The sequence below is a fragment of the Pseudomonas sp. KH_050 genome, from assembly GCF_057838875.1.
Genome location: NZ_CM174478.1, coordinates 2,966,748 through 2,989,557 on the forward strand (window position 1 = coordinate 2,966,748; position 22,810 = coordinate 2,989,557).

The following is a 22,810-nucleotide window of genomic DNA, read 5'->3' on the forward strand; positions in this document are numbered from 1 at the left end:
GCGATAGAAGTTGGTGCCGGGATGGCACATTGATTTTTGATGGTATTAAAAGGCCACTTAGTCTTCACCGCTAAATAGCGTACCGGTGTCCTCGAATGCTACTGCGGAGCAGATATGAATAATCCAGATCGTGCAATTTTATCCAGAATAGTGAGTGAGTCGGCGACTGCCCATGCCTTGCTTAATTGTCTGATAAAAGAGTTCGCGTTACCCGAAAACTGCCTGAGTTATACCTGGCCGCAAGACATGAATGGCATCGCGCCAGGCAGTTACTTCGATGGTGCCGAGTTGAAGGGCATACCGCTGACCATCAGCCTGCCCAACCAGCAGCAGTTCTTCGTGCTGGTCGATCGTCGTGACTTGCTCGGCAGTCATCGGTATCTGTCCGATGTCTACGCCCAGCAGGAAAATGACCCATGGCTGTGCCCGGATTTTCCGGCTTTTGCTGAACAGTTGCTGACAGCCTGCGAACACATGACCAGCGCCCGTAACGATGAGCTGATGAATCAGATCCTGCAGAGCCAGGGCCTGACTGCAGATATAGTCCGGCACAATCTGCTAACGAAGTGCCCGGACCCGCTGAGCGGCTACCTGGCCAGCGAACAGGGTTTGTGGTTCGGCCACCCGAACCACCCGGCACCCAAGGCCCGGCTGTGGCCGGAGCACCTGGCACAGGAAACCTATGCCCCGGAATTCCAGGCCCGCACCCCGTTGCACCTGTTCGAAGTGCCGCTGGAAGGGCTGAGCATCGGCGCCAATGGCCTGAGCGATGCGCAAGTGCTGGCCGGTTTTGCCGATCAGCGCCCGGCGCGGGTAGGGCACGCGATCATCTGCATGCATCCGGTGCAGGCAGAGCTGTTCATGCAGGACGACCGCGTGCAGCGTCTGCTGGAGTCCGGCGCCATCGTTGATCGCGGCGCCACGGGACTGATGGCCAATCCCACCGCGTCGATCCGCACCTGGTACATCGAGGGCCATGATTACTTCATCAAGGGCTCGCTGAATGTCCGTATCACCAACTGCGTGAGGAAAAACGCCTGGTACGAACTGGAAAGCTCGCTGATTATCGACCGATTATTCCGGCAATTGCAGCGCACCCAACCTGACACCCTCGGCGGGCTTTCGGTGGTGGCCGAACCGGGCCTGTTGAGTTGGGCTCCAGAGCACGCCAGCGAAGCCGATGGCCACTGGTTCCGCGAGCAAACCGGGGCGATCCTGCGGGAGAATTTCTGCCTCGATACCGGTACCGACTGCAGCATCATGGCCGGTACCTTGTTCGCCCGCGGGCTGCATTTACGGCCGCTGGTGCATGAATTCCTGCAGCGCTTCAACGGTAACGAGATCAACGACAAGCAGCTGTTGAGCTGGTTCAGCGACTACCAGGCGCTATTGCTGCGCCCGGTGCTGGCGCTGTTCTTCAATCATGGCATCGTGATGGAGCCGCACTTGCAGAACAGCGTGCTGACCCATGACAACGGCCGCCCGCAACAGCTGCTGCTGCGGGATTTCGAGGGGGTCAAACTCACCGATGAACTGGGCATCTCGCGGATTGATGCCGAGATTCACCCGCGGGTACGCCAGTCGCTGCTCTATTCCCGCGAGCAGGGCTGGAATCGCATCGTGTATTGCCTGTTGGTCAACAACCTTTCCGAGGCCGTGCTGGCCCTGAGTTGGGAGCGCCCGCACCTGGCGCCGCTGATGTGGCAGCGCGTCGAGCAGCAGCTGGTGAGCATCCGCGCCGAATTGAAGGGTGCCGCGCCCGAGCTGGACGCACTGATCGCCGGCCAGCCGATTGCCTGCAAAACCAACCTGAAAGTCCGTCTGGCGGCCAAGGCCGATCGCCAGGCCAGTTACGTCCGTCTGGTGTCCCCGTGGGGCAAGGCGGCCAATCATGGATAAGTTGCCCGCAGCGGTATTGGCCGCGATTGATCAGGCGCGGGTGCAGCATGAGGACCCGCTGGCATTGTTCATCTACGATCTGGACGCGCTGAAACAGCACGTCACTCAAGTGATGGCGGCGTTGCCGGTTGGGGTCGAGTTGTACTACGCCATCAAGGCCAACAGCGAAGCGCAAATTCTGTCCGCTCTGGCGCCGCTGGTGGACGGATTCGAGATCTCGTCCGGCGGTGAAATCGATCGCCTCAAGGACTGCCCGACACCCAAGCCTTTTGTCTTCTCCGGCCCCGGCAAACTGGATTCCGATTTGCGCGCGGCACTGGCGCAGCAGGTCGAAGCCATTCATATCGAAAGCCTGAATGAAATCGCGCGACTGCAGCGCCTGGCGCAGGAGGCGGGGCGGGTACAGGCGGTCTATCTGCGAATCAACCCTGAACTGCCGCCGCCGCTTTCCAGCAAGCTGGCGATGGCCGGCGTGGCCACGCCGTTCGGGATCGATGAGTCGGAATTGGCGCTGGCGGTGCAGCAGGTCGACAAGGCCAGCCATTTGCTGCTCAAGGGTTTCCATGTGCATGCGATGTCCCATCAGCCGCTGGTGGAGCGCCATGAGCAGTTGCTCGATCTCTACTTGCAGCGCTGGCCGCAATGGAAGGCGCTGTCGGCAAACCCTGAACAGATTACCCATCTCAATGTCGGCGGTGGCATCGGGGTCAATTATCTCGGCGCGCAGCAGTTCGACTGGCAGCGGTTGTGCGCGCACTTGGAGCAGAGCCTGGCGGCCTGTACCGATGCGCCGATCGTGCGCTTTGAACCCGGTCGCTTCATCAGCGCCTTTTGTGGCTATTACGCCATTGAAGTGCTGGACATGAAAGTCAGCCACGGCAAGCACTTCCTGGTGTGCCGTGGCGGCACCCACCAGTTCCGCCTGCCGGTCGCCCAGGGGCATGATCACCCGGTCATTCACCTGCCACGGCATCCACAAACAGCGGCCATGGTGACGCAGGCCTGGACAGTCGTCGGCCAGCTCTGCACACCCAAGGATGTACTGAGCCGCGATTGCCCGCTCAGGGGCGTCAGTATCGGCGACATGCTGGTGCTGCCGTTGGCCGGTGCCTATGGTTACAACATCTCCCATGCCGATTTCCTCTGTCATCCACGGCCGCTGCAACTGTTCCTCGGAGCAACGCCAAATACAGGAGCCGCGCAGTGCGATTGATGGTGACAGCACCGCGCTGGTTGGTGGTGGTCAATGTGCTGCTGGGCACACTGACGGTGAGCCTCAACAACAGTTCGCTCAACCCGGCGCTGCCGGCGTTCATGAGCGCCTTCGATATCGGTCCGCTGCTGGCCACCTGGATCGTTGCGGCCTTCATGGTGAGCATGGGTATGACCATGCCCCTGACCAGCTTTCTCGCCCAGCGAGTGGGGCGCAAGCGCCTTTACCTGTGGGGCGTGGCGCTGTTTGTCTGCGGATCGCTGCTGGGGGCAATGGCCAATTCCATCGCGCTGGTGATTGCCGCCCGCGTGGTGCAAGGCATTGCCAGCGGGCTGATGATTCCGCTGTCGCTGGCGATCATCTTCTCGGTCTATGCCAAAGGCGAGCGGGGCAGGGTCACTGGTTTGTGGGGGGCGGCGGTGATGCTGGCGCCGGCACTGGGGCCCTTGTGCGGCAGCCTGATGCTGGAGTGGTTCAGTTGGCGCTCGCTGTTCCTGATGAATGTGCCCATCGGACTGCTGGCGCTGATCCTCGGCATCGGCGTGCTTCCCGTATCCGCTGCGACCGAGCGCAAACCTTTCGACCTGGCCGGCTACCTGCTGATCGCCACCGGCATCGGCTTGCTGATGGTCGCCATCGGCCGGCTGCGCCACGCCCAGGCGCTGCTCGATCCACTCAACCTCGGAATGTTGCTGGTGGCGATCCTGTGCCTGGTGGCGTTTGTGCGGCTGGAACTGCGCCGTTCGGCACCGCTGCTCAACCTGCGGATTTTTGCCCTGCGCGGTTATCGCCTGAGTGTGATTATCGCCGTGGTGCAGTCGGTCGGCATGTTCGAGTGCCTGGTCCTGCTGCCGTTGCTGATTCAGCTGGTGTTGGGCTACAGCGCCATCTGGACCGGCCTGGCGCTGCTGTGCACGGCAGTCTTCGCCAGTCTGTTCGGGCATATCGGCGGCAAGCTGCTGGACCGTCATGGTCCGCGCGGCGTGGTGTTCTGGGGCCTGCTGCTGACCGGTGCCTCCACCCTTGCAATCGGCATGCTCGGTAGCGAGGCGACGATCGGGATGATCTTTTTCCTGATGATGGTCCGTGGTGCGGGGCTGGGACTTTCCTACATTCCGGTCACTACCGCCGGACTCAATGCACTCCCCGAACCGATGGTCACCCAGGGCGCGGCGATGAACAACATTTCGCGGCGCCTGGTGGCCTCGCTGGCCATCGTCATCGCTTCGTTATGGCTGGAGTTTCGTCTGGCCGCCGAAGTGGGAAGCGCGACTTATCAGGCCGGCACCCTCGGGGCCATCAGCGAGGTTTTCGTCGCGACCGGCATCCTGATTCTGCTGGCCTTGCCCTGTGCCTGGCGTTTTCCGGTCCGCACAGCCGACGAGCCGGCGCAAGTGCTGCCAAAAGCCATCGAACAACCCTGATTTTTCAACTTACAAGGTATCAACATGACCACCTCTACACAGGCAACACCGCAGGGCGCGGGTTCCACGCCAGGCTTCTGGTTGGCAAATGCCGACGCCCGACACTATCAGCAAGTAGAGCAGCGTGTAGTAGGGCAACTGCTGCAAACCCTGCTGTATGAAAATGTGCTGCCGTACCGCCATTCGCCTTTGGCGGACAACCAGCAGCGTTTTATCGTCAGCGCTATCGATGCGCAGCAGGCGAGGGTGGAGTACCACTGCAATGGATTTCTCAGCGCCAGCTTTGATCTGATCCGCCTCGATTGCGCCAGCCTGGAACGCGTGGATGCCGCGGGTGTGCGCAGCAAGCCGCAACTTCATCAGGCGTTGGCCGAGCTGTTGAGCGAGCTACAGGACAGCCCGCACCTGCCGCGGTTCACCCATGAGCTGGAGCAGACCTTGCTCAAGGATTTGCAGTCGCGCAGCCAGCATTACCGGGCGGCGAAACCGGCTCATGAACTGGATGCCGATGCGCTGGAACAGCATTTCATGGACGCCCACAGCTATCACCCTTGCTACAAATCGCGCATCGGCTTCTCGTTGGCGGACAACGCCCGTTACGGGCCGGAGTTCGCCGCGCCGATCGCCATTGTCTGGCTGGCGGTGGCCAAGTCCTGCGGGGTGATGAACCATTCGCGGCACTTGAGTTTCGACACGTTTATCCAGCAGGAATTCGGCGCTCAGCGCTGGCAGCAACTGTCCACGGCGCTGACCAGCCAGGGCAAGGCGCTGGATGATTATTGGTTGCTCCCGGTGCATCCATGGCAGTGGGAAAACATCATTGCGCCGACGTTCTACCCTGAATTGCTCAGCGCCGAGCTGGTCTATCTGGGAACCTCGGATGATCGCTATCAGGCGCAGCAGTCGATCCGCACCCTGGCTAATGTCAGCGAAAAACAGCGACCTTATGTGAAGCTGGCACTGAGCATTACCAACACCTCGAGTACGCGAATCCTGGCCAGGCACACGGTCATGAACGGGCCGATCATCACCGACTGGCTGCACCAGTTGATCGCCAGCGACAGCACGGCTCGGGACCTCGGCTTCGTGATCCTCGGCGAAGTGGTCGGTGTCAGTTTCGACTATCAACACCTGCCCGCCACCCGCATGCCCCAGGCCTACGGGACCCTGGGAAGCCTGTGGCGCGAAAGCATTCACCAGTATCTGCAGGACGATGAGCAGGCGGTGCCCTTCAACGGGTTGAGCTCGGTGGAAAATCGTTATGCGCAGGCAGCGCAGAAACCCTTCATCGACGCCTGGATTACTCAATACGGCCTGCAAGCCTGGACGCAACAGTTGTTGCAGGTCACGGTCTCGCCGATCATTCACATGCTGTATGCCGAAGGTATCGGCATGGAGTCCCATGGTCAGAACATTGTCCTGATCGTCAAGCAGGGATGGCCGCAACGCATTGCGCTGAAAGATTTCCATGACGGCGTGCGCTATTCACCGCAGCACCTGGCACGCCCCGAGCTGTGCCCGACGCTCGTGCCGCTGCCCGCCAGCCATGCCAAGCTCAACCGCAATTCGTTCATCCTCACCGATGACGTGAATGCGGTGCGCGACTTCTCTTGTGATTCTTTCTTCTTTATCTGCCTGGCCGAGCTGGCGATCTTCCTGCATCAGCAGTATCAGCTGGAGGAGGCCGCGTTCTGGCAGATGACCGCCGAAGTGATCATCGATTACCAGGCCGCGCATCCGCAGCACCAGGCGCGTTACGCGCTGTTTGATGTGTTCGCGCCTTTCTATGAGGTGGAAGAATTGACCAAGCGCCGGCTATTGGGCGATGGCGAAAGCCGGATCAAAGCCGTGCCGAATCCACTGCATGCTTTGCGGCCGCAAGCATGCTGAGGACTAATCAGCTCAAGCTGAAACTCGCCACGGGTGAGCCGGCTTACGGCCTGATCAGTTCGATTCCTTCGCCGGCGGCAATCGAGCTGATTGCCGAGGCGGGTTTCGATTTCGTGATCATCGATACGGAACACGTGCTGATCAATCCTGAAACCGTGGAGAACATGATCCGCACCGCGGAGAGTTACGCCATCACGCCACTGGTGCGGGTGGCGGATCTCAATCCGAAGACCATGCTGCGCCTGCTCGATGGCGGGGCCCAGGGCATCGTTCTGCCGATGATCGAATCGCCCGAACAGCTCGCCGAGAGCGTTCGCGCCTGCAAATACCATCCGTTGGGCAGCCGCAGTCTGAATGCCGGACGCCCCGGGGCATTCGGCAAGCACAGCCTGGCCGAGTACATCGGTCTGGCCAACGCCCAGATCCTGCTGGTAGCGATGATCGAAAGCGCCGAAGGCGTGCGACGTGCGGCTGAAATTGCCGAGGTGCCCGGTCTGGACATGATCCTTGAAGGCGCTGCCGATTTATCGCAATCGCTGGGCATGCCCTGGCAGATCGACCAGCCGCCAGTGCAGCAAGCGCTGCTCGCCAGTTGGCAGGCGGCCAGCGCCGCGGGAGTGCCGTACTGCGCCATCCCGCGCCAGCCTGGCGACCACGAACGCTGGTTGGCTCGCGGTGTGAAAAGCTTTGTTTTGGGGGACGAACGCGGCATCGCCTTTCGCGCCCTTCAGGCCAGATTGGCCACAACTTCAGTAGAAGGAAAGTAATCCGATGAACCTCAGCACAACAGCCGCCGATAAGGTGATGCAGGATCTGCTTGATTGCCTGCTGGCAGAACATTTTTTCGGCACTGAGCCGCTGCAACTGGTGACGCCGGTGCAATGGCAATCGGCGCATCAGCAGACGCTGCCGTTTACTGGTTTGAGTGCCGGGCAGGTTGTCTGGGAATGGTGCTGCGAAGTGGATGAGCAGCGTTTTATCGTTGTGGCACTGCGTCCGGGCATCACCCAGCAATGGGAGAAAGTACCGGGGACACCGGTACTGGCTCGTCAGGGCGAAAGCCTGACGGCGTTGTCACCGGAAGACTTCATGACGCTGGTGCTGGCCGGGATGACCGATCGTTACCCGGGTAATGAAAAGGGCTTTGCGCTGTTTCAGGATGTACTGCGCACCAGCGTCAAGCAAACCGGGCTGTCCCTGACCCATCGGGTCGATAGCGAAGGCTTGCTGGAAAAAGACAACTGGCAGTTTTTCCTGACGATGGAGCAGTGGGCTTCACTGCGCGATCGTCCCTATCATCCCTTGGCAAAAGCCAAGCAGGGGTTGAGCGAGACCGAGTATCAGCACTATCAGGCGGAGTTTGCCCGGCCGGTGGCGCTCAACTGGGTCGCGGTGGCCAGTACCCTGCTGCAATGCGGGGACGGCGTTGCGGACCTGACCCAGAGTTATCCGGCGCACTATCTGTTGCCGCAGGCGCTGCAAGCCAGCCTGCAACAAGAGATGCAGGCGCGTGGCATTGCCGACAGCCATATCGCGCTGCCGGTTCATCCATGGCAGCTCGAACATGTGTTGCAAGCACAGCTCGGTGCCGCGTTCGACAAGGGTGACTGCCAGCGCCTGGACTTCACTGAAGGCGATTTTTTCCCTACCTCGTCGTTGCGCTCGATGACGCCCTGCTTCAACAGCGCCGATTACCTCAAGTTGCCGATGGCCATCTATTCACTGGGTGCCTCGCGGTATTTGCCCGCGGTGAAAATGATCAACGGCGGCCTGAGCGAGACGCTGCTGCGCCAGGCGCTGGGCAAGGATGAAACCCTGCAACAGTCGCTGCACCTGTGCGACGAGAGCAAATGGTGGGCGTTCATGCCGCCCGATGCCACGCTGTTCGATGAAGCACCGCGACATCTGGCGGCCATGGTGCGCGGCTATCCGCCAGCGTTGCTCGAGGATGCCGATTGTCGTCTGATACCCATGGCCGCGCTGGGAACGCCGTTGCCTGACAGCGACCGGCACTTCTTCGATGACTGGATGCACTACCGCAACCTGCCAGCCGATGCCACGTCGGTGATGACGCTGTTCCGCGAACTGTGCCACAGCTTCTTCGACATCAACCTGCGGATGTTCCGCCTCGGCATGCTCGGTGAGGTTCACGGGCAGAATGCGCTGCTGGTATGGAAGGCCGGTCATGCCCAAGGCCTGCTGCTGCGCGATCACGATTCATTGCGCATCTACGTGCCGTGGCTGGAACGCAATGGCATGGCCGATCCGGTTTACCGGCTCAAGAAAGGCCACACCAACACGCTGTATCATGAGCGCGCAGAAGATTTGCTGTTCTGGTTGCAGACGCTGGGAATTCAGGTCAACCTCCGCGCGATTATCGATACGCTTGCGCAGATCTACTCACTGCCGGTCACAACGTTGTGGACAGCGATGGGCGAGGTGCTGAACGAGCTGATCGACACCATAGATTTTGACGCTGACGCTCGGGCCATGCTCAAGCAACAGCTGTTCGAATCGACTCACTGGCCACAGAAGCTCTTGCTGACGCCGATGATTGAACGCGCAGGCGGCCCGGGCAGCATGCCGTTCGGCAAAGGCGAAGTGGTAAACCCTTTTCACAGGCTGACTCGTGAAGCATGAAAACCCGCTGAAACCCTCCAGGCGCACGTTGTTGCGCCTGTCCCTGGGCCTGCTCGCATTCAGGTCGCTCGCGCCAGAGTTCGCGCAGGCGGGCGTTGCCCCTTTGCGGGTGATCACCCTGTTCCAAGGGGCTACCGACAGTGCCGTGGCACTGGGGGTAATCCCCTGCGGCATTGTCGACTCCTGGAGCGAGAAACCGACTTATCGCTATTTGCGCTCCGCGTTGGAACATGTCCCCCATGTCGGGCTGGAAACCCAGCCCAGCCTGGAAGACATTGTCTTGCTGAAGCCGGACGTGATTGTCGCCTCGCGTTTTCGCCACCAGCGCATAGTGCCGTTACTCGAACAGATCGCCCCGGTGGTGATGCTGGAGGAAGTGTTTGAATTCAAAAAAACCCTGGCGCTGATGGGCGCGGCACTGCACCGGCAGCAGGCGGCCATGGATATTCTGGCGCAATGGCAGCAACGGGTGACGCTACTGCGTCAGCAACTGCAGGAAAAACTTGCCGGACGCTGGCCGCTCACGGTGTCGATTCTGGATATTCGTGAAGACCACATTCGCAGTTATCTGCCCGTCAGTTTCGCCGGTTCGGTGCTCAGCGAACTGGGCTTCATCTGGAGTGAGGCCAGCCGGGAGGCGAGTGGGGTGTCGTTGAAACTCACCAGCAAGGAGAGCCTTCCCGTGGTGGATGCCGAGCTGTTTTTTGTTTTCATGCACGGGTCGAGCGCGGCGGTGCAGCGCAACTATGAAAGCCTGGTGCAGCACCCGCTGTGGCAGCAAATGCGCGCGCCGCGGGAGCAGCAGGTCTGGCAGGTCGATGGCGTGGCCTGGAGCCTGGCGGGCGGGATGCTCGGGGCGAATCTGATGCTCGACGACATTGCTCGCCTGACCGCCGCGGGTGCCTCATGAGCAATGCTTTGAAACTGGGGTTCGCGGCGATAGGGCTGCTGGTGTGCAGTGTCTTGAGCCTGGCCGTCGGCGCCACCTGGATTCCGCTGTCGCAGGTAGCTGCGGCCTTTGTCCATCCGGATGCCTTGAGCACCAGTCATACACTGGTGACCACCACGCGCCTGTCACGCACCTTGATGGCCATTGCCGTAGGAGCCAGCCTGGCGGTGGCCGGGGCATTGATGCAGGCGCTGACCCGCAACCCGCTGGCCTCTCCCGGGTTGTTTGGAGTCAATGCCGGGGCGACCTTCTTTATCATCCTGTTTTCCTCGATCTTCTCTTTGTCATCACCGGATGCCTGGTTGTGGTGCGCGTTCCTCGGTGCCGCGCTTGCCGGTTGTCTGGTGTGGCTGATTGGCAACATGGGGCAGGGCAGTCTCAGCCCGCTGCGCATCGTGCTGGCCGGCGCTGCGATTGCCGCGCTGTTTTCCGCCTTCAGCCAGGCGCTGCTGGTGGTCAATCAGGATGGACTGGACACCGTGTTGTTCTGGATGGCTGGTTCGCTGACCGAACGCAGCCTGTCGATCGCCGCGCCGCTACTGATGTGCAGCGTGCTCGCGTTGCTGGGGTCACTGTTGGTGGCGGGGCAGGTCAATGTGTTGAACGCCGGGGAGGAAATCGCCACCAGTCTCGGACAGCGCACCGGTTTGATTCGTCTGCTGCTGAGCGTGCTGATCGTCTGCCTGGCGGGCAGCGCCGTGGCATTGGCCGGCAGCATCGGCTTCATTGGCCTGCTGGTGCCGCATATGGTGCGCAAAGGGCTGTCCATCGATCATCGCTGGCTGCTGCCGGGCTGCGCGTTGCTCGGCGCGATCCTGCTGCTGTTGGCCGATACCCTGTCGCGGGTGTTGATTCTGCCCCAGGAGGTGCCGGTCGGGGTGATGACCGCACTGTTCGGTGCACCGTTCTTTATTCTCCTGGCCCGCCGTGGAGGTCGTTATGGATAAGGTACTGACCTGGCGCCTTGGCGGGTTTTCCCGCCGGGTCAATTTTTCCAGCGTGTCGCGGCTGGTGGGGGCATTGGCGATGACCTTGCTGGTGGTCCTCGGCTCGCTATCCCTGGGAAAAATCACGCTGTCGCCCATGGCGGTGCTGCGGATCCTGTTTTCCAGCGAGGACCCGAGCCTGACGTTTATCGTCGAGCAACTGCGTTTTCCGCGCATCGTGCTGGCCGCGCTGGTCGGTGCCGCGCTGGCGATCTCCGGGCTGATCCTGCAAGGCATCATCCGCAATCCGCTGGCGTCACCTGATCTGCTGGGGATTACCAGCGGTGCCAGTGCCGCGGCGGTGCTTTACCTGTCGTTTTTCTCCGTGGCCCTGGGCCAACAGTTCCTGCCCCTGGCGGCGATGCTCGGTGCGGGGCTGGCTACGCTGGCGATCTATCTGCTGGCCTGGAAACAGGGCGCATCGCCACTGCGGCTGGTGTTGATCGGGGTGGGTGTTTCGGCGATGTTGACGGCTGCCACCACCTTCATTCTGGTGTTCAGTCCGCTGACCACCACGCTGTCGGCCTACGTCTGGCTGACAGGCAGCGTCTACGGTGCCAGTTGGCCGGAACCGCTGGCGCTGGCTGGCTGGTTGCTGGGGATATTCCCGCTGTTGGTGCTGCTTGCCCGTCAGGTGATGGTGCAACAGCTGGATGACAGCCTGGCCCAGGGCATCGGCGTGCGCGTGCAGTGGCTGCGGGCCGGGTTATTGCTGGTGAGCGTGGCGTTGGCCGGTGCGGCCATTGCCTGGGGCGGGGCGATTGCCTTTGTCGGCTTGATTGCCCCGCATATTGCCAAACGCCTGGTCGGGCCGGGTTTCGCCGGGCAGGCAGTGATGGCGGCATTGGTCGGGGCGAACCTGGTGATGCTCGCGGATCTGGCCGGGCGCACGCTGTTTTTGCCACTGGATTTGCCGGCGGGCATTTTTGTCGCGGTGCTCGGCACACCGTTCTTTCTTTATCTGTTGATCAAGCAGCGTCATTAAGGAATCCAACGCATGACGTCGATTGCAAGTCGCGGCCTGACCCTGAGTTATCAGCGCCAGGTGATTATAGATGAGCTGGATCTGCAACTGCCCAAGGGCAAGGTCTCGGTGCTGATTGGCAGTAACGGGTGTGGCAAAAGCACCTTGCTCAAATCCTTTGCCCGGCTGCTCAAACCGACCCACGGCACGGTGATTCTCAATGGTGTGGATATTCGCCAGAAATCCACCGCGACCGTGGCCCGTGAGTTGGCGATTCTGCCCCAGATGCCCACGGCGCCGGAGGGCATTACTGTCCGCCAACTGGTGGGTCTGGGCCGTTACCCTTATCAGAGCTGGATGCAGCAGTGGTCGGCTGAAGATGAAGCCATGGTCCAGCGAGCGCTGACCCAGACCGGGCTGGAGGCACTGGCCGATCGGCCGGTGGATGCGCTGTCCGGCGGGCAGCGCCAGCGGGCGTGGATTGCCATGACGCTGGCGCAGGATACCGGCATCGTGCTGCTGGATGAGCCGACGACCTTTCTCGATCTGTCGCACCAGATCGAGGTGCTGGACCTGTTGCGCGACCTCAACCGGCGCGAGAACAAAACCATCGTCATGGTCTTGCACGACCTCAATCTGGCCTGTCGCTACGCCGACCACATGGTCGCGGTGCATAACCGCAGCGCCTTTGCCCAGGGCCGGCCCGAGGAGGTCTTGACCGAGGCGCTGGTCAAGACGGTGTTCGACCTCAATTGCCGGATTATCCCCGATCCGTTCTTTGGTACGCCGATGTGCATTCCGTTTGGCCGGGAACTGCCGCAATGAGTCTGGCCCGTCATTTCACAGCGCCAGAGTGGGCAGTGCTTAGCGCAGGTCTGCGTCTGAAGGAAGCGGCAGAGCGCGATCCGCTACGTTCGCTGACGGCACGGGCCTTGTTGCAGGAGGATGTCTGTTTACGTCTGCTGGACGAACTGACGCCAGTCATCGGTTCACCCTCGCGCAAGGTCACCGCCTCGTTGCTGGGCAAACGGCTGTCATTTCTGGCGACCGGCGCTTGTTTGTACGCCATGTCGGTGTACGACAAGGGGCTGCTGCTGTCGCTGGACAACACGGTGATCGAATACGGGCACGACGAGGGCCTCTGGACTTCCTCGATGCCACTCCATCAAGAGCTGCCGTTTGCCTATGCGGCCGGTGAACGCGATGCCTGGCGCGAAGCCATTGTGCACTCACTGTTTGCCGGATTGCTGCAACCGCTTTGGCAAACCTTCTACAGCGTCAGCGGCGTTTCCCGGCGTATTTTGTGGGACAACACCGCGGTGCGGGTGTATTCGCTGTATGAAAAGCGCATGGCAAAGATCGAGGAGTCGCCGATACGTGAACGCCATGAAGCGGATTTCAGCTGGCTGCTGACCCAGGCACAGCCGGCCTTGTTTGGCCTTGATTACAATCCGCTGAGCCATTTTCGCCTTCCACCCACGCTGGTTGACGATGGACAGCGCAGCATTCGCTTTCGTCGAACCTGTTGCTTCTACTATCAAGCCAGCGAGCCGGTTGAATACTGTTCGACCTGTCCATTGTTACGCCCGAGGAAATGCCGATGAATGACCGGGTAGCGCCGCGCCGCCAGCTCGTCAGCGATGAGTTGCTGGGCGAATACCGCAAAATTGCGTCATCGACCATCGGCCATTTGACGGGCAGTGGTTTCCTGCGAGGCATCAAGCCGCTGTTCAACGGCATCCGGATGGTCGGCAATGTGGTCACCGTCAAGGTCTTTACCCCCGATGGCAGCGTTCTGCGCGAGGCGTTGTTGCTCAGTCAGCCGGGTGACGTTCTGGTCATCGAGTGCGTTGGCGATGCCGAATGTGCCTGTTGGGGCGAGTTGCGCACCTTGGCCGGATTGATCAAAGGGCTGGCGGGGGTGGTGGTGTCGGGTGCCGTTACCGACGTCAACGCATTGCGTCTGCACAAGCTGCCGGTGTTTTGCCGCGAGGTCAGCGCTTTCACCACCCGCAGCATCGGCTTGCAGGGAGAGGTCAACCAGCCGATCAGCGTCGGCGAGGTCCGGGTGCAGCCAGGGGACATCGCCATCGGTGACGATGACGGAGTGTTTATCCTTGATCCGCAACAGGCTAATGCATTGCTTCCCGAGCTGTTGGCCAAAGAGACAATGGACCGGGTTCGCCGGGAGGAGTTTTTGCAGAGGTTGGCTGCCACATCCCCGGTCGGTTCCGGCGAAGAGTGAGCATCCGGCAATCGCCCCGTGACGACTTCGCTTGCTTGGCCATCTCCCGCTTCAAAATGCCCTTGGCAAGGACATTCGGGACGCAAAGCCCATGTCAGCGGAGGTTGCAGATACGATAGGTGGCTGTCGCCGTTGCCAGGACCTTGCCGGCTTCATTGATCAGCCTGCCTGAGGTGAAGCAAATCGCGCCCATTGCATGATCGACCCGGCCCCATCCGATAATTCGACCTGGCGATGCGGGGCTGACGAAATTGGTTTTCGATTCGATCGTCACGGCGATTTGGTTAATCGGCAAGTTTGCGTATACGGCTGGACCCATGCAGTCGTCCAGCATGGCTGAAAGCATTCCGCCCTGAATATCGCCCATTGGATTGGTCAACGAAGCCGTGGCGTCAAACTCGATATGCGCTTCGCATTGGTCTTCATCGTAATCGACGAATTTCCACCCCAGCAAGAGGGCGGCATTCGGCAACGGAAGTTCACCAGTGACTACTTTCCAAAATAACGCATCGCGATTCATGGTTGGCTACCTTCGACTGTGGGGGATCGGGGTGTCTTACGTCGGTGCTATAGGTACCGACCTGAAAGCACTGCAAACGTGAATCCAAGTAATGACAGAATCACTAGAAAAACAGCGCTTCGAATAGGCGTCGGTGCATTGGTTTTCTTTCGCACATAGGCGGCCACCGCTACGGAAGGGGAAAGGGCAATCAGGCAGAACAATTGAAATACGATCAATTGGACGAACTTCCCATTACCGGAGAACAACAGGTACAGGAGGAAAAATCCCGCCAGCGCCAATGCCAGCCAAGCCGCCCCGGTGACCTTGATCAGCGCCAGGAGCAGCACCTGAGTACGGGGTTCGACTTCGCTCCAACGACGGCCAATGGCGATGCCGTGGTAGGGCATGAAGTCAGATCGCTTCAAGTAAGCAATCGAGAAAGCTACAACGATCAGAAAAGCCAGCGAGTAGCTGACGAGCGCAAGCCAGGCAAACATGTTCATGGCAAGTTCTCCGGTCAGTATGACAGGGGACACGATTGACGATCGCGGAGCACCTGTCTGGAAGACTGCGCCGTTATGTGCTCATCGGTACGGGGAGGCGTGTCAGAGGCGTGCGCATGCCATCTCTGGAATCGAGCCCGCTTGTGCGAATGATAAACCCCGGTTTTCAGCCAAACGCCGTCCTGGCTGAGGTCAATGGGCGTTAACAAACCACTTTGACTGGTTTCCATAGCGTTCACCTCGTTCGAAAGCCTGTCTGGCCCGAGCACGATCTAACCTAATTTGTGGTTTTACGGTTGTCTACTGTCAGAAATAACAGGTGGTTAGCTATCCATGGGTTCAGAAATGTGGGACGAACACATGTTTTTTTGCACAACAGGTCGTGTTTTTTTGCGCGGTATTATTTTGCCAGCGTCCACCTATACTCGGCTTCGTCTGGCTTGAACCAGGCCCGCACAGAATATAAATGGGCACACAGGATGAACCCATCCACCCGTTCCGACGCTTGCGCCGTCTGAATCCACCTGGCACCAACGCCGGGGTTGTCTGATATTTCTGTTCGCTTTTTGATCTGCTGGTCCGTATTAGACTTTCGTAGCGTGTTGTCGTTTACGTAAACGTAATAGTGTCTGCAGCGCCATAACCAATAAAAACAATCAAGGTTAGAGGGCTCCACATGTCACCAGAGATCGTGTTGGAAACACGTGGCTTGACCAAGGAATTTCGCGGTTTCACCGCAGTGGATTCGGTCGATCTACGTGTGCAGAAGGGGCATATCCACGCACTGATCGGACCCAATGGGGCCGGTAAGACCACTGTTTTCAATCTCCTCACCAAGTTCCTCCCGCCCACTCGTGGCGAAATCCTCTACCTTGGCGAGCCGATTACCCATCTCAAACCCAATGAAATCGCGCGTCTGGGACTGGTGCGGTCATTCCAGATATCCGCAGTGTTCGGCCACATGAGTGTGGTGGAGAACGTCCGCGTGGCGCTGCAGCGCAAACAGGGCAACTCCTTCCATTTCTGGAAGTCCGAGCGCAGCCTCGATGCACTCAATGAGCGGGCGCTGCAGATGCTCGATGAGGTCGGTCTGCTCGACTACGCCGACACCCTGACTATCGAGCTGCCGTATGGCCGCAAGCGCGCTCTGGAACTGGCCACCACCCTGGCACTCGACCCCACGGTGCTGCTGCTCGACGAGCCGACTCAAGGCATGGGCCGCGAGGACGTGAACATGGTCATTGGCCTGGTGCGCCGTGCCGCTGTAGGGCGCACGGTGTTGATGGTCGAACACAATCTCGGGGTGGTCAGCGAACTGTGCGACCGCATTACCGTGTTGGCCCGGGGTGCGATTCTCGCCGAAGGCGACTATGCCAGCGTTTCCGCCAATGCACAGGTGCGCGAGGCCTATCTGGGCAGCGAAGCCGTCAGTCTTGAGGGGGCACACCCATGAGCAGTCTGCACACCCCGGATTTCGAGCAACTGCGGGTCGGCGACCTGCATGCCTTTTATGGTGAATCGCACATCCTGCATGGCATCGACCTGCAGGTGCGGCGCGGCGAGCTGGTCACCCTGCTTGGACGCAACGGCTCGGGGCGTTCCACCACCCTGCGCGCGATCATGAATATGGTCGGCCGTCGCACCGGTTCGATCGTGGTCAACGGCAACGAGACCATTGGCCTCGCCGCGCATTTGATCCCGCGTCTGGGCGTTGGCTACTGCCCGGAAGAACGCGGTATTTTCGCCAGCCTCAATGTCGAGGAAAACCTCCTGCTGCCACCGATGGTGCGCAGCGACGGCATGAGCCTCGACGAAATCTACGAGATGTTTCCCAATCTTTACGAGCGACGTTTCAGCCAGGGCACACGCCTGTCCGGCGGCGAGCAGCAAATGCTGGCCATGGCGCGGATCCTGCGCACCGGCGCCAATCTGTTGCTGCTGGACGAGATCACCGAAGGCCTGGCCCCGGTGATCGTGCAGAAACTGGCCGAGGTGCTGATCAAGCTCAAGAAGAAGGGCCTGACCATTGTGTTGGTGGAGCAGAACTTCCGCTTCGCCGCACCTCTGGCTGACCGCCATTACTTGATGGACCACGGTCAGATCGTGGAAGAAATCAGCGCCGCTGAACTGGAGTCGAAACAGGAGCTCCTGCAGAGCTGTCTCGGCGTCTGAGACCCGTTTTACCCCTCGCAATGTATATGTCGGCGCGGCTCCCTGCCTGCCGGCACGGGGTTGCTTTGCCCGGAACAACAACAATAACTGTGGAAAGTGGGTGAACTAGATGAAGGTTTTTCAGAAGACTGCACGTGCCATCCTCGTCTCCAGCCTGATCGTCAGCGCCGCCCAGGCACAGATCAGCAACGACGAGATTCGAATCGGCTACCTGGCCGATATGTCCGGGACTTACCGCGACCTCTCAGGCCCCGGTGGCCTGGAAGCGCTGAATATGGCCGTCGAGGACTTCGGCGGTGAGGTCAACGGCAAGAAGATCGTGGTCTTCAGTGCCGACGACCTGAACAAGCCGGATGTCGGCGCCAATACCGTGCGCCAGTGGGTCGATGAGCGCAATGTCGACATGGTCACCGGCATGGTTGCGTCGTCGGTGGTGCTGGCGGCGAGCAAGGTGGTGGAGCAGGCCGGCAAACTGGCGCTGATTTCCGGCGCGGCGGCTTCCAGCCTGACCAACGAATTCTGCTCGCCCAATCACATCCACTGGACCTACGATTCCTACTCGCTGGCCAACGGCACCGCCAAGGCCGTGCTCGCTTCCGGCGGCAAGAACTGGTTCATCCTGACGGCTGACTATGCCTTCGGCCATGCGATGGAATCGGACATTACCAAGGTCGTCGAGGCCGATGGCGGCAAGGTGCTCGGCAAGGTTCGCCACCCGTTCCCGAGCAGCGATTTTTCTTCCTATATCTTGCAGGCCCAAGGGTCTGGCGCTGATGTGATCGCCTTTGCCAACGCCGGTTCCGACACCATCAATTCGCTGATGACCGCCAGCCAGTTCGGCATTGCGCAGTCCGGGCAGAAGCTGGCCGGCATGGTGGTGTTCCTCAACGACATCCATGCCATGGGCCTGGCCGTGACCCAGGGGCTGATGCTGACCACCGGCTGGTATTGGGACATGAACGAGGAGAGCCGCGCCTGGGCTCAGCGCTACTTCAAGCGGACCGGCAAGATGCCGGGCATGGTTCCGGCGGGCATCTACTCGGCGACCATGAACTACCTGAGCGCGGTCAAGGCCAGCGGTAGCGACGATGCGCCGACGGTTCGCACGCAGATGATGGCGACCCCGGTCAACGACATGTTTGCCAAGAACGGCACGATCCGCGCCGATGGCCGCATGGTCCACGACATGTATCTGGTCCAGGTCAAGACCCCGGCCGAATCGAAGGGGGAGTGGGACCTGTACAAAATCGTCCGGACCATTCCGGGGGAAGAAGCCTACCGTCCGCTAGCCGAAAGCAAGTGCAAGCTGCTGACGAAAAGCTGATCGGCATGTGACTCCAGCTACTTACCCGGCTGCTGGCAGCCGGGTGTCACGGACTTTCAGCGGGTGGTAAATCATGACGATCGTATTCGGTATTCCCCTGAGCGTGCTGTTCGGCCAGGTGCTCCTGGGGCTGATCAACGGGGCCTTCTATGCCTTGCTCAGCCTGGGCCTGGCAATCATCTTCGGGCTGTTGCGGATCATCAACTTCGCCCATGGTGCCCAATACATGCTCGGGGCTTTCACTGCCGTGCTCGGGCTCAACTACCTGGGCGTGAATTATTGGCTCGCGTTGGTGCTGGCGCCGCTGGTGGTCGGCGTCCTCGGCATGCTCATCGAGCGCGGCCTGTTGCGGCGGATCGCCGGTGAGGATCATCTCTACGGCCTGCTGCTGACCTTTGGCCTGGCGCTGATCGTCGAGGGCTCCTTCGTCAAGCTGTTCGGCGTCTCCGGGTCCTCCTACCCGATGCCGGAACTGCTCAAGGGCGGCTACAACCTTGGCTTCATGTTCCTGCCTGCCTACCGCGCCTGGGTGGTAGTGGCGGCGCTGGTGGTGTGTCTGGCCACCTGGTTCATGATCGAGCGCACTCGTCTGGGCTCCTATCTGCGTGCCGGTACCGAGAATCCGAAGCTGATGCAGGCGTTCGGCATCAACGTGCCGCTGTTGATCACTCTGACCTATGGCTATGGCGCAGCCCTGGCGGCGTTCGCCGGCGTGCTGGCCGCGCCGATCTACTCGGTCACGCCGACCATGGGCGCCAACCTGTTGATCGTGGTGTTCGCCGTGGTGGTGATTGGCGGCATGGGCTCGATCATGGGCGCCATCGTTACCGGCCTGGCCATGGGTCTGATCGAGGGGGTGACCAAGGTCTTTTATCCTGAAGCGGCCAATACCGTGGTGTTCCTGGTCATGGTGCTGGTGCTGCTGGTTCGTCCCGCGGGACTGTTCGGAAAGGAGGCATAAACATGACGAGTCTGGAAATCAAGCAGGGCGCTCCGGTTCTGCAACCGCAGGTGGTCCAGGAGCGGCGTCAGGCTGCCGTACGGCGCAAGCGTTGGTTCTATCTGGCGCTGTTTGCCGTAGCGCTGGCCGCGCCGCTGGCGGTGTACCCGGTGTTCCTGATGAAGCTGCTGTGCTTTGCCCTGTTCGCCTGCGCCTTCAACCTGTTGCTCGGCTACGCCGGTCTGCTGTCATTCGGTCATGCCGCCTTTCTCGCCAGCGGCGGCTATGTCACCGGTTATTTGCTCAGTCACTACAGCGGCCTGGGGACCGAGTTGGGCATTCTCGCCGGGACCCTGGCATCCGCCGCGCTCGGCCTGCTGTTCGGCCTGCTGGCGATCCGGCGCCAAGGCATCTACTTCGCGATGATTACCCTGGCGTTGGCGCAGTTGGTGTTCTTCATCTACGTGCAGGCGCCTTTCACCGGCGGCGAGAACGGTTTGCACGGCGTACCTCGTGGCCAATTGCTTGGCCTGTTCGACCTGAACAACAACCTGACGATGTACTACTTCGTTCTTGCGGTTTTCGTGTTCGGCTACGCCGTCATCCAGCGCACCATCCACTCGCCCTACGGTCAGGTGCTCAAGGCGATCCGCGAGAACGAGCCACGGGCGATTTCCCTCGGTTACAACGTCGATGCGCACAAGCTGTTGGCCTTCGTCATCTCCGCCGCGCTGACCGGCCTGGCCGGCTCGACCAAGACGGTGGTGTTCCAGCTGGCGTCGTTGACTGACGCCCATTGGCACATGTCCGGCGAGGTGATCCTGATGACCCTGCTCGGTGGAGTGGGCACCGTGCTCGGCCCGTTCGTTGGCGCCACGGTAGTGGTCACTCTGCAGAGCTACCTGTCCAACGGACCGCTGGGCGAATGGGTGCATGTGATCCTCGGAATGATCTTCGTCATCTGCGTGCTGCTGTTCCGGGTCGGCATCGTTGGCTGGGTACTGAAGCTGGCTCGGCGAAATTTCTAGGGATTGACCTGCTCCTGCCTTGACCGACACAAATCCAGTTATCTAACAAGAAGAGAGATTTATGCACGTCATTCGTTCTGCCCGTGTTCTTCTGTTGCCCGGCCTTGCCGGAGCCATTGGGGTCTGTTCACCCGCGTCGGCCGAGTTCCTCGCCGACAGCAAGGCCAGTCTGGACATGCGCAACTTCTATATGAACCGAGACTTCCGTCAGCCAGCGGCCCCACAAAGCAAGGGTGAGGAGTGGGCGCAAGGGTTCTTGTTGCGCTACGAGTCCGGTTACACCGAGGGGCCCGTGGGCGTCGGCGTCGATGCTCTGGGTCTGCTCGGCATCAAACTCGATTCGAGCCCGGATCGCGCCGGTGCCACCGGCCTGCTGCCACGTGGCGCCGAGTCGAGGCGGGCAGCCGATGACAACAGCGAGCTTGGCCTGACCGCCAAGCTAAGGGTCTCCAAGTCCACCCTCAAGGCGGGGACCTTGATTCCCAAGTTGTCGGTATTGCAGCCCAACGATTCGCGCCTGCTGCCGCAGACCTTCCAGGGTGGTTGGCTGAACTCGACGGACCTCGCGGGTCTGACCTTCGACGCCGGTCGCCTGACTCAGGTGAACCAGCGCGACTCGACCAACCGCGAAGACATGACTCTCATGAAAGGCCCTCGGCGCAACATCGTGACCGGGGCGAAGGCTACCACCGACCAGTTCGATTTTATCGGTGGCAGCTATATGTGGAGCAAAGCGCTGAGCACGGGCTACCACTATGCGCAGCTGGACGATCTGTACAAGCAGCATTACCTGACGCTGGTGCATGTGTTGCCGGTTGCCGAAGGGCAAGCGTTGAAATCCGATTTGCGTTGGGCACGTTCGACCGATGACGGCAACAGCAATGTCGACAACAACATGCTCGGCGCCATGTTCACCTACTCACTGGGCGCGCATGCCTTTGGCCTGAGTTACCAGAAAATGAGCGGCGATACCGGGTTCGCCAACGTTCAGGGCACTGACCCGTATCTGGTCAACCTGTTGCAGATCAACGACTTCGGCAATCAGGACGAGCGCTCCATGCAAGCCCGTTACGATTTCAACTTCGCCGGCCTCGGCATTCCCGGCCTGACCTTCATGACTCGCTATGTAAAAGGCGATCAGGTCGATCTGGGGGCCGCGTCGGGAACCGGCAAGGAGTGGGAGCGTAATACCGACATCGGCTACGTGATCCAGAGTGGCTCGCTGAAAAACCTTGGGATCAAATGGCGCAACGCGACCTATCGCTCCAGCTTTGCCAGTGACATCGACGAGAATCGCTTGATCCTCAGCTACAGCCTGCCGATCTGGTAGGGCTGTCTCGTCAGTCAAATGAAAGTCGGGTACTGGACTTTTACTCCAGTACCCTCTTGAGCACCATTCTGGCGGGGCTCTGCTGGCTCGTAATCATCTTCCGGTTCAATAATGCCGTCCTCGCTTTCCGAGTGAAGCCTTAATTGCGATATGACTTGCTTGCCGTTGGCATCATATTCACTTTTATAGCTCTCAATGGTCACACTGCCAGCAAAGTATTCATCATATCCCATCGCATAAACAGGCATGGCCGCGATCATTATTGCTGCTCCTCTTGTAAGTTGTTTGCCAATCCACAGCAAAGCAGAATCGTTCACTTTGGTCTCCTCGCAATAGGTGCGTATAAAATTGATACTTGATTGAATTTCAAGCCTTCATCAGGAGGATTGCTGACCCTGGTCTTGATTTTTTCCGGTCTCGATGTGTGTCGAGACGGCCGTCGGGGAATAATCAATGACCCAGCCGAATGCCATGCCACTCGAATAGGCAAGAATAGACAGGATGATTTTATGCTTGAGTGATAGATTTTTTCGACGAAATTTATACATGGCAACCTCCAGATAAATGCCTGAGGGGTAGCAGGCAGAGTGGAGGTGGTATTTTGCGAGCGGAGGTGGATGAATAAAAATTATTAATTGTGATTTGTGTGGTGCGCAGGAGCTTGATCAAGATTGCAGCGCAAGGAGATAGATGTCGGAATTTATCTGTGGTAGCTATGTCGGTAGGGAGGTGTGTGTTGTTGAATGCCATTTCCGAACCGTTAATGTGACGTGTTGGAAAATGGCGTTTCGTATGTTGACG

General features: G+C 59.9%; 22 protein-coding genes. 18 read left to right on the plus strand and 4 right to left on the minus strand.

All coding sequences use genetic code 11. The features are described from left to right. Positions 1-114 precede the first annotated feature (114 nt). The 12 genes from AC3IUA_RS13580 to AC3IUA_RS13635 are packed head-to-tail and all read left to right on the plus strand — an operon-like array spanning position 115 to position 14,210. Positions 115-1,899, plus strand: coding sequence for an IucA/IucC family protein (locus tag AC3IUA_RS13580; protein ID WP_489361617.1), 1,785 nt, complete (start codon positions 115-117; stop codon positions 1,897-1,899). Next, on the plus strand, positions 1,892-3,112 hold the full coding sequence (locus AC3IUA_RS13585) for a type III PLP-dependent enzyme (protein ID WP_489361619.1): 1,221 nt from the start codon (positions 1,892-1,894) through the stop codon (positions 3,110-3,112). The genes AC3IUA_RS13580 and AC3IUA_RS13585 overlap by 8 nt, the downstream gene beginning before the upstream one ends. Then, positions 3,109-4,536, plus strand: coding sequence for a DHA2 family efflux MFS transporter permease subunit (locus AC3IUA_RS13590; RefSeq protein ID WP_489362345.1), 1,428 nt, complete (start codon positions 3,109-3,111; stop codon positions 4,534-4,536). The genes AC3IUA_RS13585 and AC3IUA_RS13590 overlap by 4 nt, the downstream gene beginning before the upstream one ends. A 24-nt stretch (positions 4,537-4,560) precedes the next feature. Further along, positions 4,561-6,426 carry an IucA/IucC family protein gene (locus AC3IUA_RS13595; protein ID WP_489361621.1) on the plus strand — a complete coding sequence of 622 codons (1,866 nt, stop codon included), beginning with the start codon at positions 4,561-4,563 and terminating at the stop codon, positions 6,424-6,426. Beyond that, positions 6,420-7,193 carry an HpcH/HpaI aldolase family protein gene (locus AC3IUA_RS13600; protein WP_489361623.1) on the plus strand — a complete coding sequence of 258 codons (774 nt, stop codon included), beginning with the start codon at positions 6,420-6,422 and terminating at the stop codon, positions 7,191-7,193. The genes AC3IUA_RS13595 and AC3IUA_RS13600 overlap by 7 nt, the downstream gene beginning before the upstream one ends. A 4-nt stretch (positions 7,194-7,197) precedes the next feature. Then, the gene (locus AC3IUA_RS13605; RefSeq protein WP_489361625.1) at positions 7,198-9,066 is read left to right on the plus strand and encodes an IucA/IucC family protein; all 1,869 of its coding nucleotides are present in this window, start codon (positions 7,198-7,200) and stop codon (positions 9,064-9,066) included. Next, positions 9,056-9,976, plus strand: coding sequence for an ABC transporter substrate-binding protein (locus tag AC3IUA_RS13610; protein ID WP_489361627.1), 921 nt, complete (start codon positions 9,056-9,058; stop codon positions 9,974-9,976). The genes AC3IUA_RS13605 and AC3IUA_RS13610 overlap by 11 nt, the downstream gene beginning before the upstream one ends. Continuing rightward, the gene (locus AC3IUA_RS13615; RefSeq protein WP_489361629.1) at positions 9,973-10,962 is read left to right on the plus strand and encodes a FecCD family ABC transporter permease; all 990 of its coding nucleotides are present in this window, start codon (positions 9,973-9,975) and stop codon (positions 10,960-10,962) included. The genes AC3IUA_RS13610 and AC3IUA_RS13615 overlap by 4 nt, the downstream gene beginning before the upstream one ends. Then, entirely contained in the window at positions 10,955-11,986 is a 1,032-nt protein-coding gene (locus tag AC3IUA_RS13620) for a FecCD family ABC transporter permease (protein ID WP_489361631.1), read from the plus strand. Before AC3IUA_RS13615 ends, AC3IUA_RS13620 begins: the two co-directional genes overlap by 8 nt. Before the next feature lie 12 nt (positions 11,987-11,998). After that, positions 11,999-12,790: an ABC transporter ATP-binding protein gene (locus AC3IUA_RS13625; protein ID WP_489361633.1), complete on the plus strand. Its 792-nt coding sequence runs from the start codon at positions 11,999-12,001 to the stop codon at positions 12,788-12,790. Beyond that, the gene (locus tag AC3IUA_RS13630; protein WP_489361635.1) at positions 12,787-13,569 is read left to right on the plus strand and encodes an IucA/IucC family C-terminal-domain containing protein; all 783 of its coding nucleotides are present in this window, start codon (positions 12,787-12,789) and stop codon (positions 13,567-13,569) included. Before AC3IUA_RS13625 ends, AC3IUA_RS13630 begins: the two co-directional genes overlap by 4 nt. Continuing rightward, complete coding sequence (locus AC3IUA_RS13635; RefSeq protein WP_489361637.1) at positions 13,560-14,210, plus strand: RraA family protein; 651 nt, start codon at positions 13,560-13,562, stop codon at positions 14,208-14,210. Before AC3IUA_RS13630 ends, AC3IUA_RS13635 begins: the two co-directional genes overlap by 10 nt. Before the next feature lie 94 nt (positions 14,211-14,304). Here AC3IUA_RS13635 and AC3IUA_RS13640 read toward each other — a convergent pair whose 3' ends face one another. Further along, the gene (locus tag AC3IUA_RS13640; protein ID WP_489361639.1) at positions 14,305-14,730 is read right to left on the minus strand and encodes a PaaI family thioesterase; all 426 of its coding nucleotides are present in this window, start codon (positions 14,728-14,730) and stop codon (positions 14,305-14,307) included. Between the two features lie 47 nt (positions 14,731-14,777). After that, entirely contained in the window at positions 14,778-15,215 is a 438-nt protein-coding gene (locus AC3IUA_RS13645) for a hypothetical protein (RefSeq protein WP_489361641.1), read from the minus strand. Between the two features lie 676 nt (positions 15,216-15,891). On the opposite strand from AC3IUA_RS13645, the gene AC3IUA_RS13650 reads away from it, so the two are divergent. From AC3IUA_RS13650 to AC3IUA_RS13675, 6 genes are all read left to right on the plus strand, one after another. Further along, positions 15,892-16,668 carry an ABC transporter ATP-binding protein gene (locus AC3IUA_RS13650; protein WP_489361643.1) on the plus strand — a complete coding sequence of 259 codons (777 nt, stop codon included), beginning with the start codon at positions 15,892-15,894 and terminating at the stop codon, positions 16,666-16,668. Further along, positions 16,665-17,387, plus strand: coding sequence for an ABC transporter ATP-binding protein (locus AC3IUA_RS13655; RefSeq protein WP_489361645.1), 723 nt, complete (start codon positions 16,665-16,667; stop codon positions 17,385-17,387). Before AC3IUA_RS13650 ends, AC3IUA_RS13655 begins: the two co-directional genes overlap by 4 nt. A gap of 109 nt (positions 17,388-17,496) precedes the next feature. Next, positions 17,497-18,711 carry an ABC transporter substrate-binding protein gene (locus tag AC3IUA_RS13660; RefSeq protein ID WP_489361647.1) on the plus strand — a complete coding sequence of 405 codons (1,215 nt, stop codon included), beginning with the start codon at positions 17,497-17,499 and terminating at the stop codon, positions 18,709-18,711. 73 nt (positions 18,712-18,784) lie between these two features. Beyond that, complete coding sequence (locus AC3IUA_RS13665) at positions 18,785-19,672, plus strand: branched-chain amino acid ABC transporter permease (protein ID WP_489361649.1); 888 nt, start codon at positions 18,785-18,787, stop codon at positions 19,670-19,672. 2 nt (positions 19,673-19,674) lie between these two features. After that, positions 19,675-20,679: a branched-chain amino acid ABC transporter permease gene (locus AC3IUA_RS13670; RefSeq protein WP_489361651.1), complete on the plus strand. Its 1,005-nt coding sequence runs from the start codon at positions 19,675-19,677 to the stop codon at positions 20,677-20,679. Positions 20,680-20,740: 61 nt separating this feature from the next. Beyond that, a complete protein-coding gene (locus AC3IUA_RS13675) occupies positions 20,741-22,009 on the plus strand; it encodes an OprD family porin (protein ID WP_489361652.1) in 1,269 nt (422 codons plus the stop codon). Positions 22,010-22,023: 14 nt separating this feature from the next. On the opposite strand, the gene AC3IUA_RS13680 is transcribed toward AC3IUA_RS13675, so the two are convergent. Then, positions 22,024-22,326, minus strand: coding sequence for a hypothetical protein (locus AC3IUA_RS13680; protein ID WP_489361654.1), 303 nt, complete (start codon positions 22,324-22,326; stop codon positions 22,024-22,026). 60 nt (positions 22,327-22,386) lie between these two features. Next, entirely contained in the window at positions 22,387-22,557 is a 171-nt protein-coding gene (locus tag AC3IUA_RS13685) for a hypothetical protein (RefSeq protein ID WP_489361656.1), read from the minus strand. Positions 22,558-22,810 lie beyond the last annotated feature (253 nt).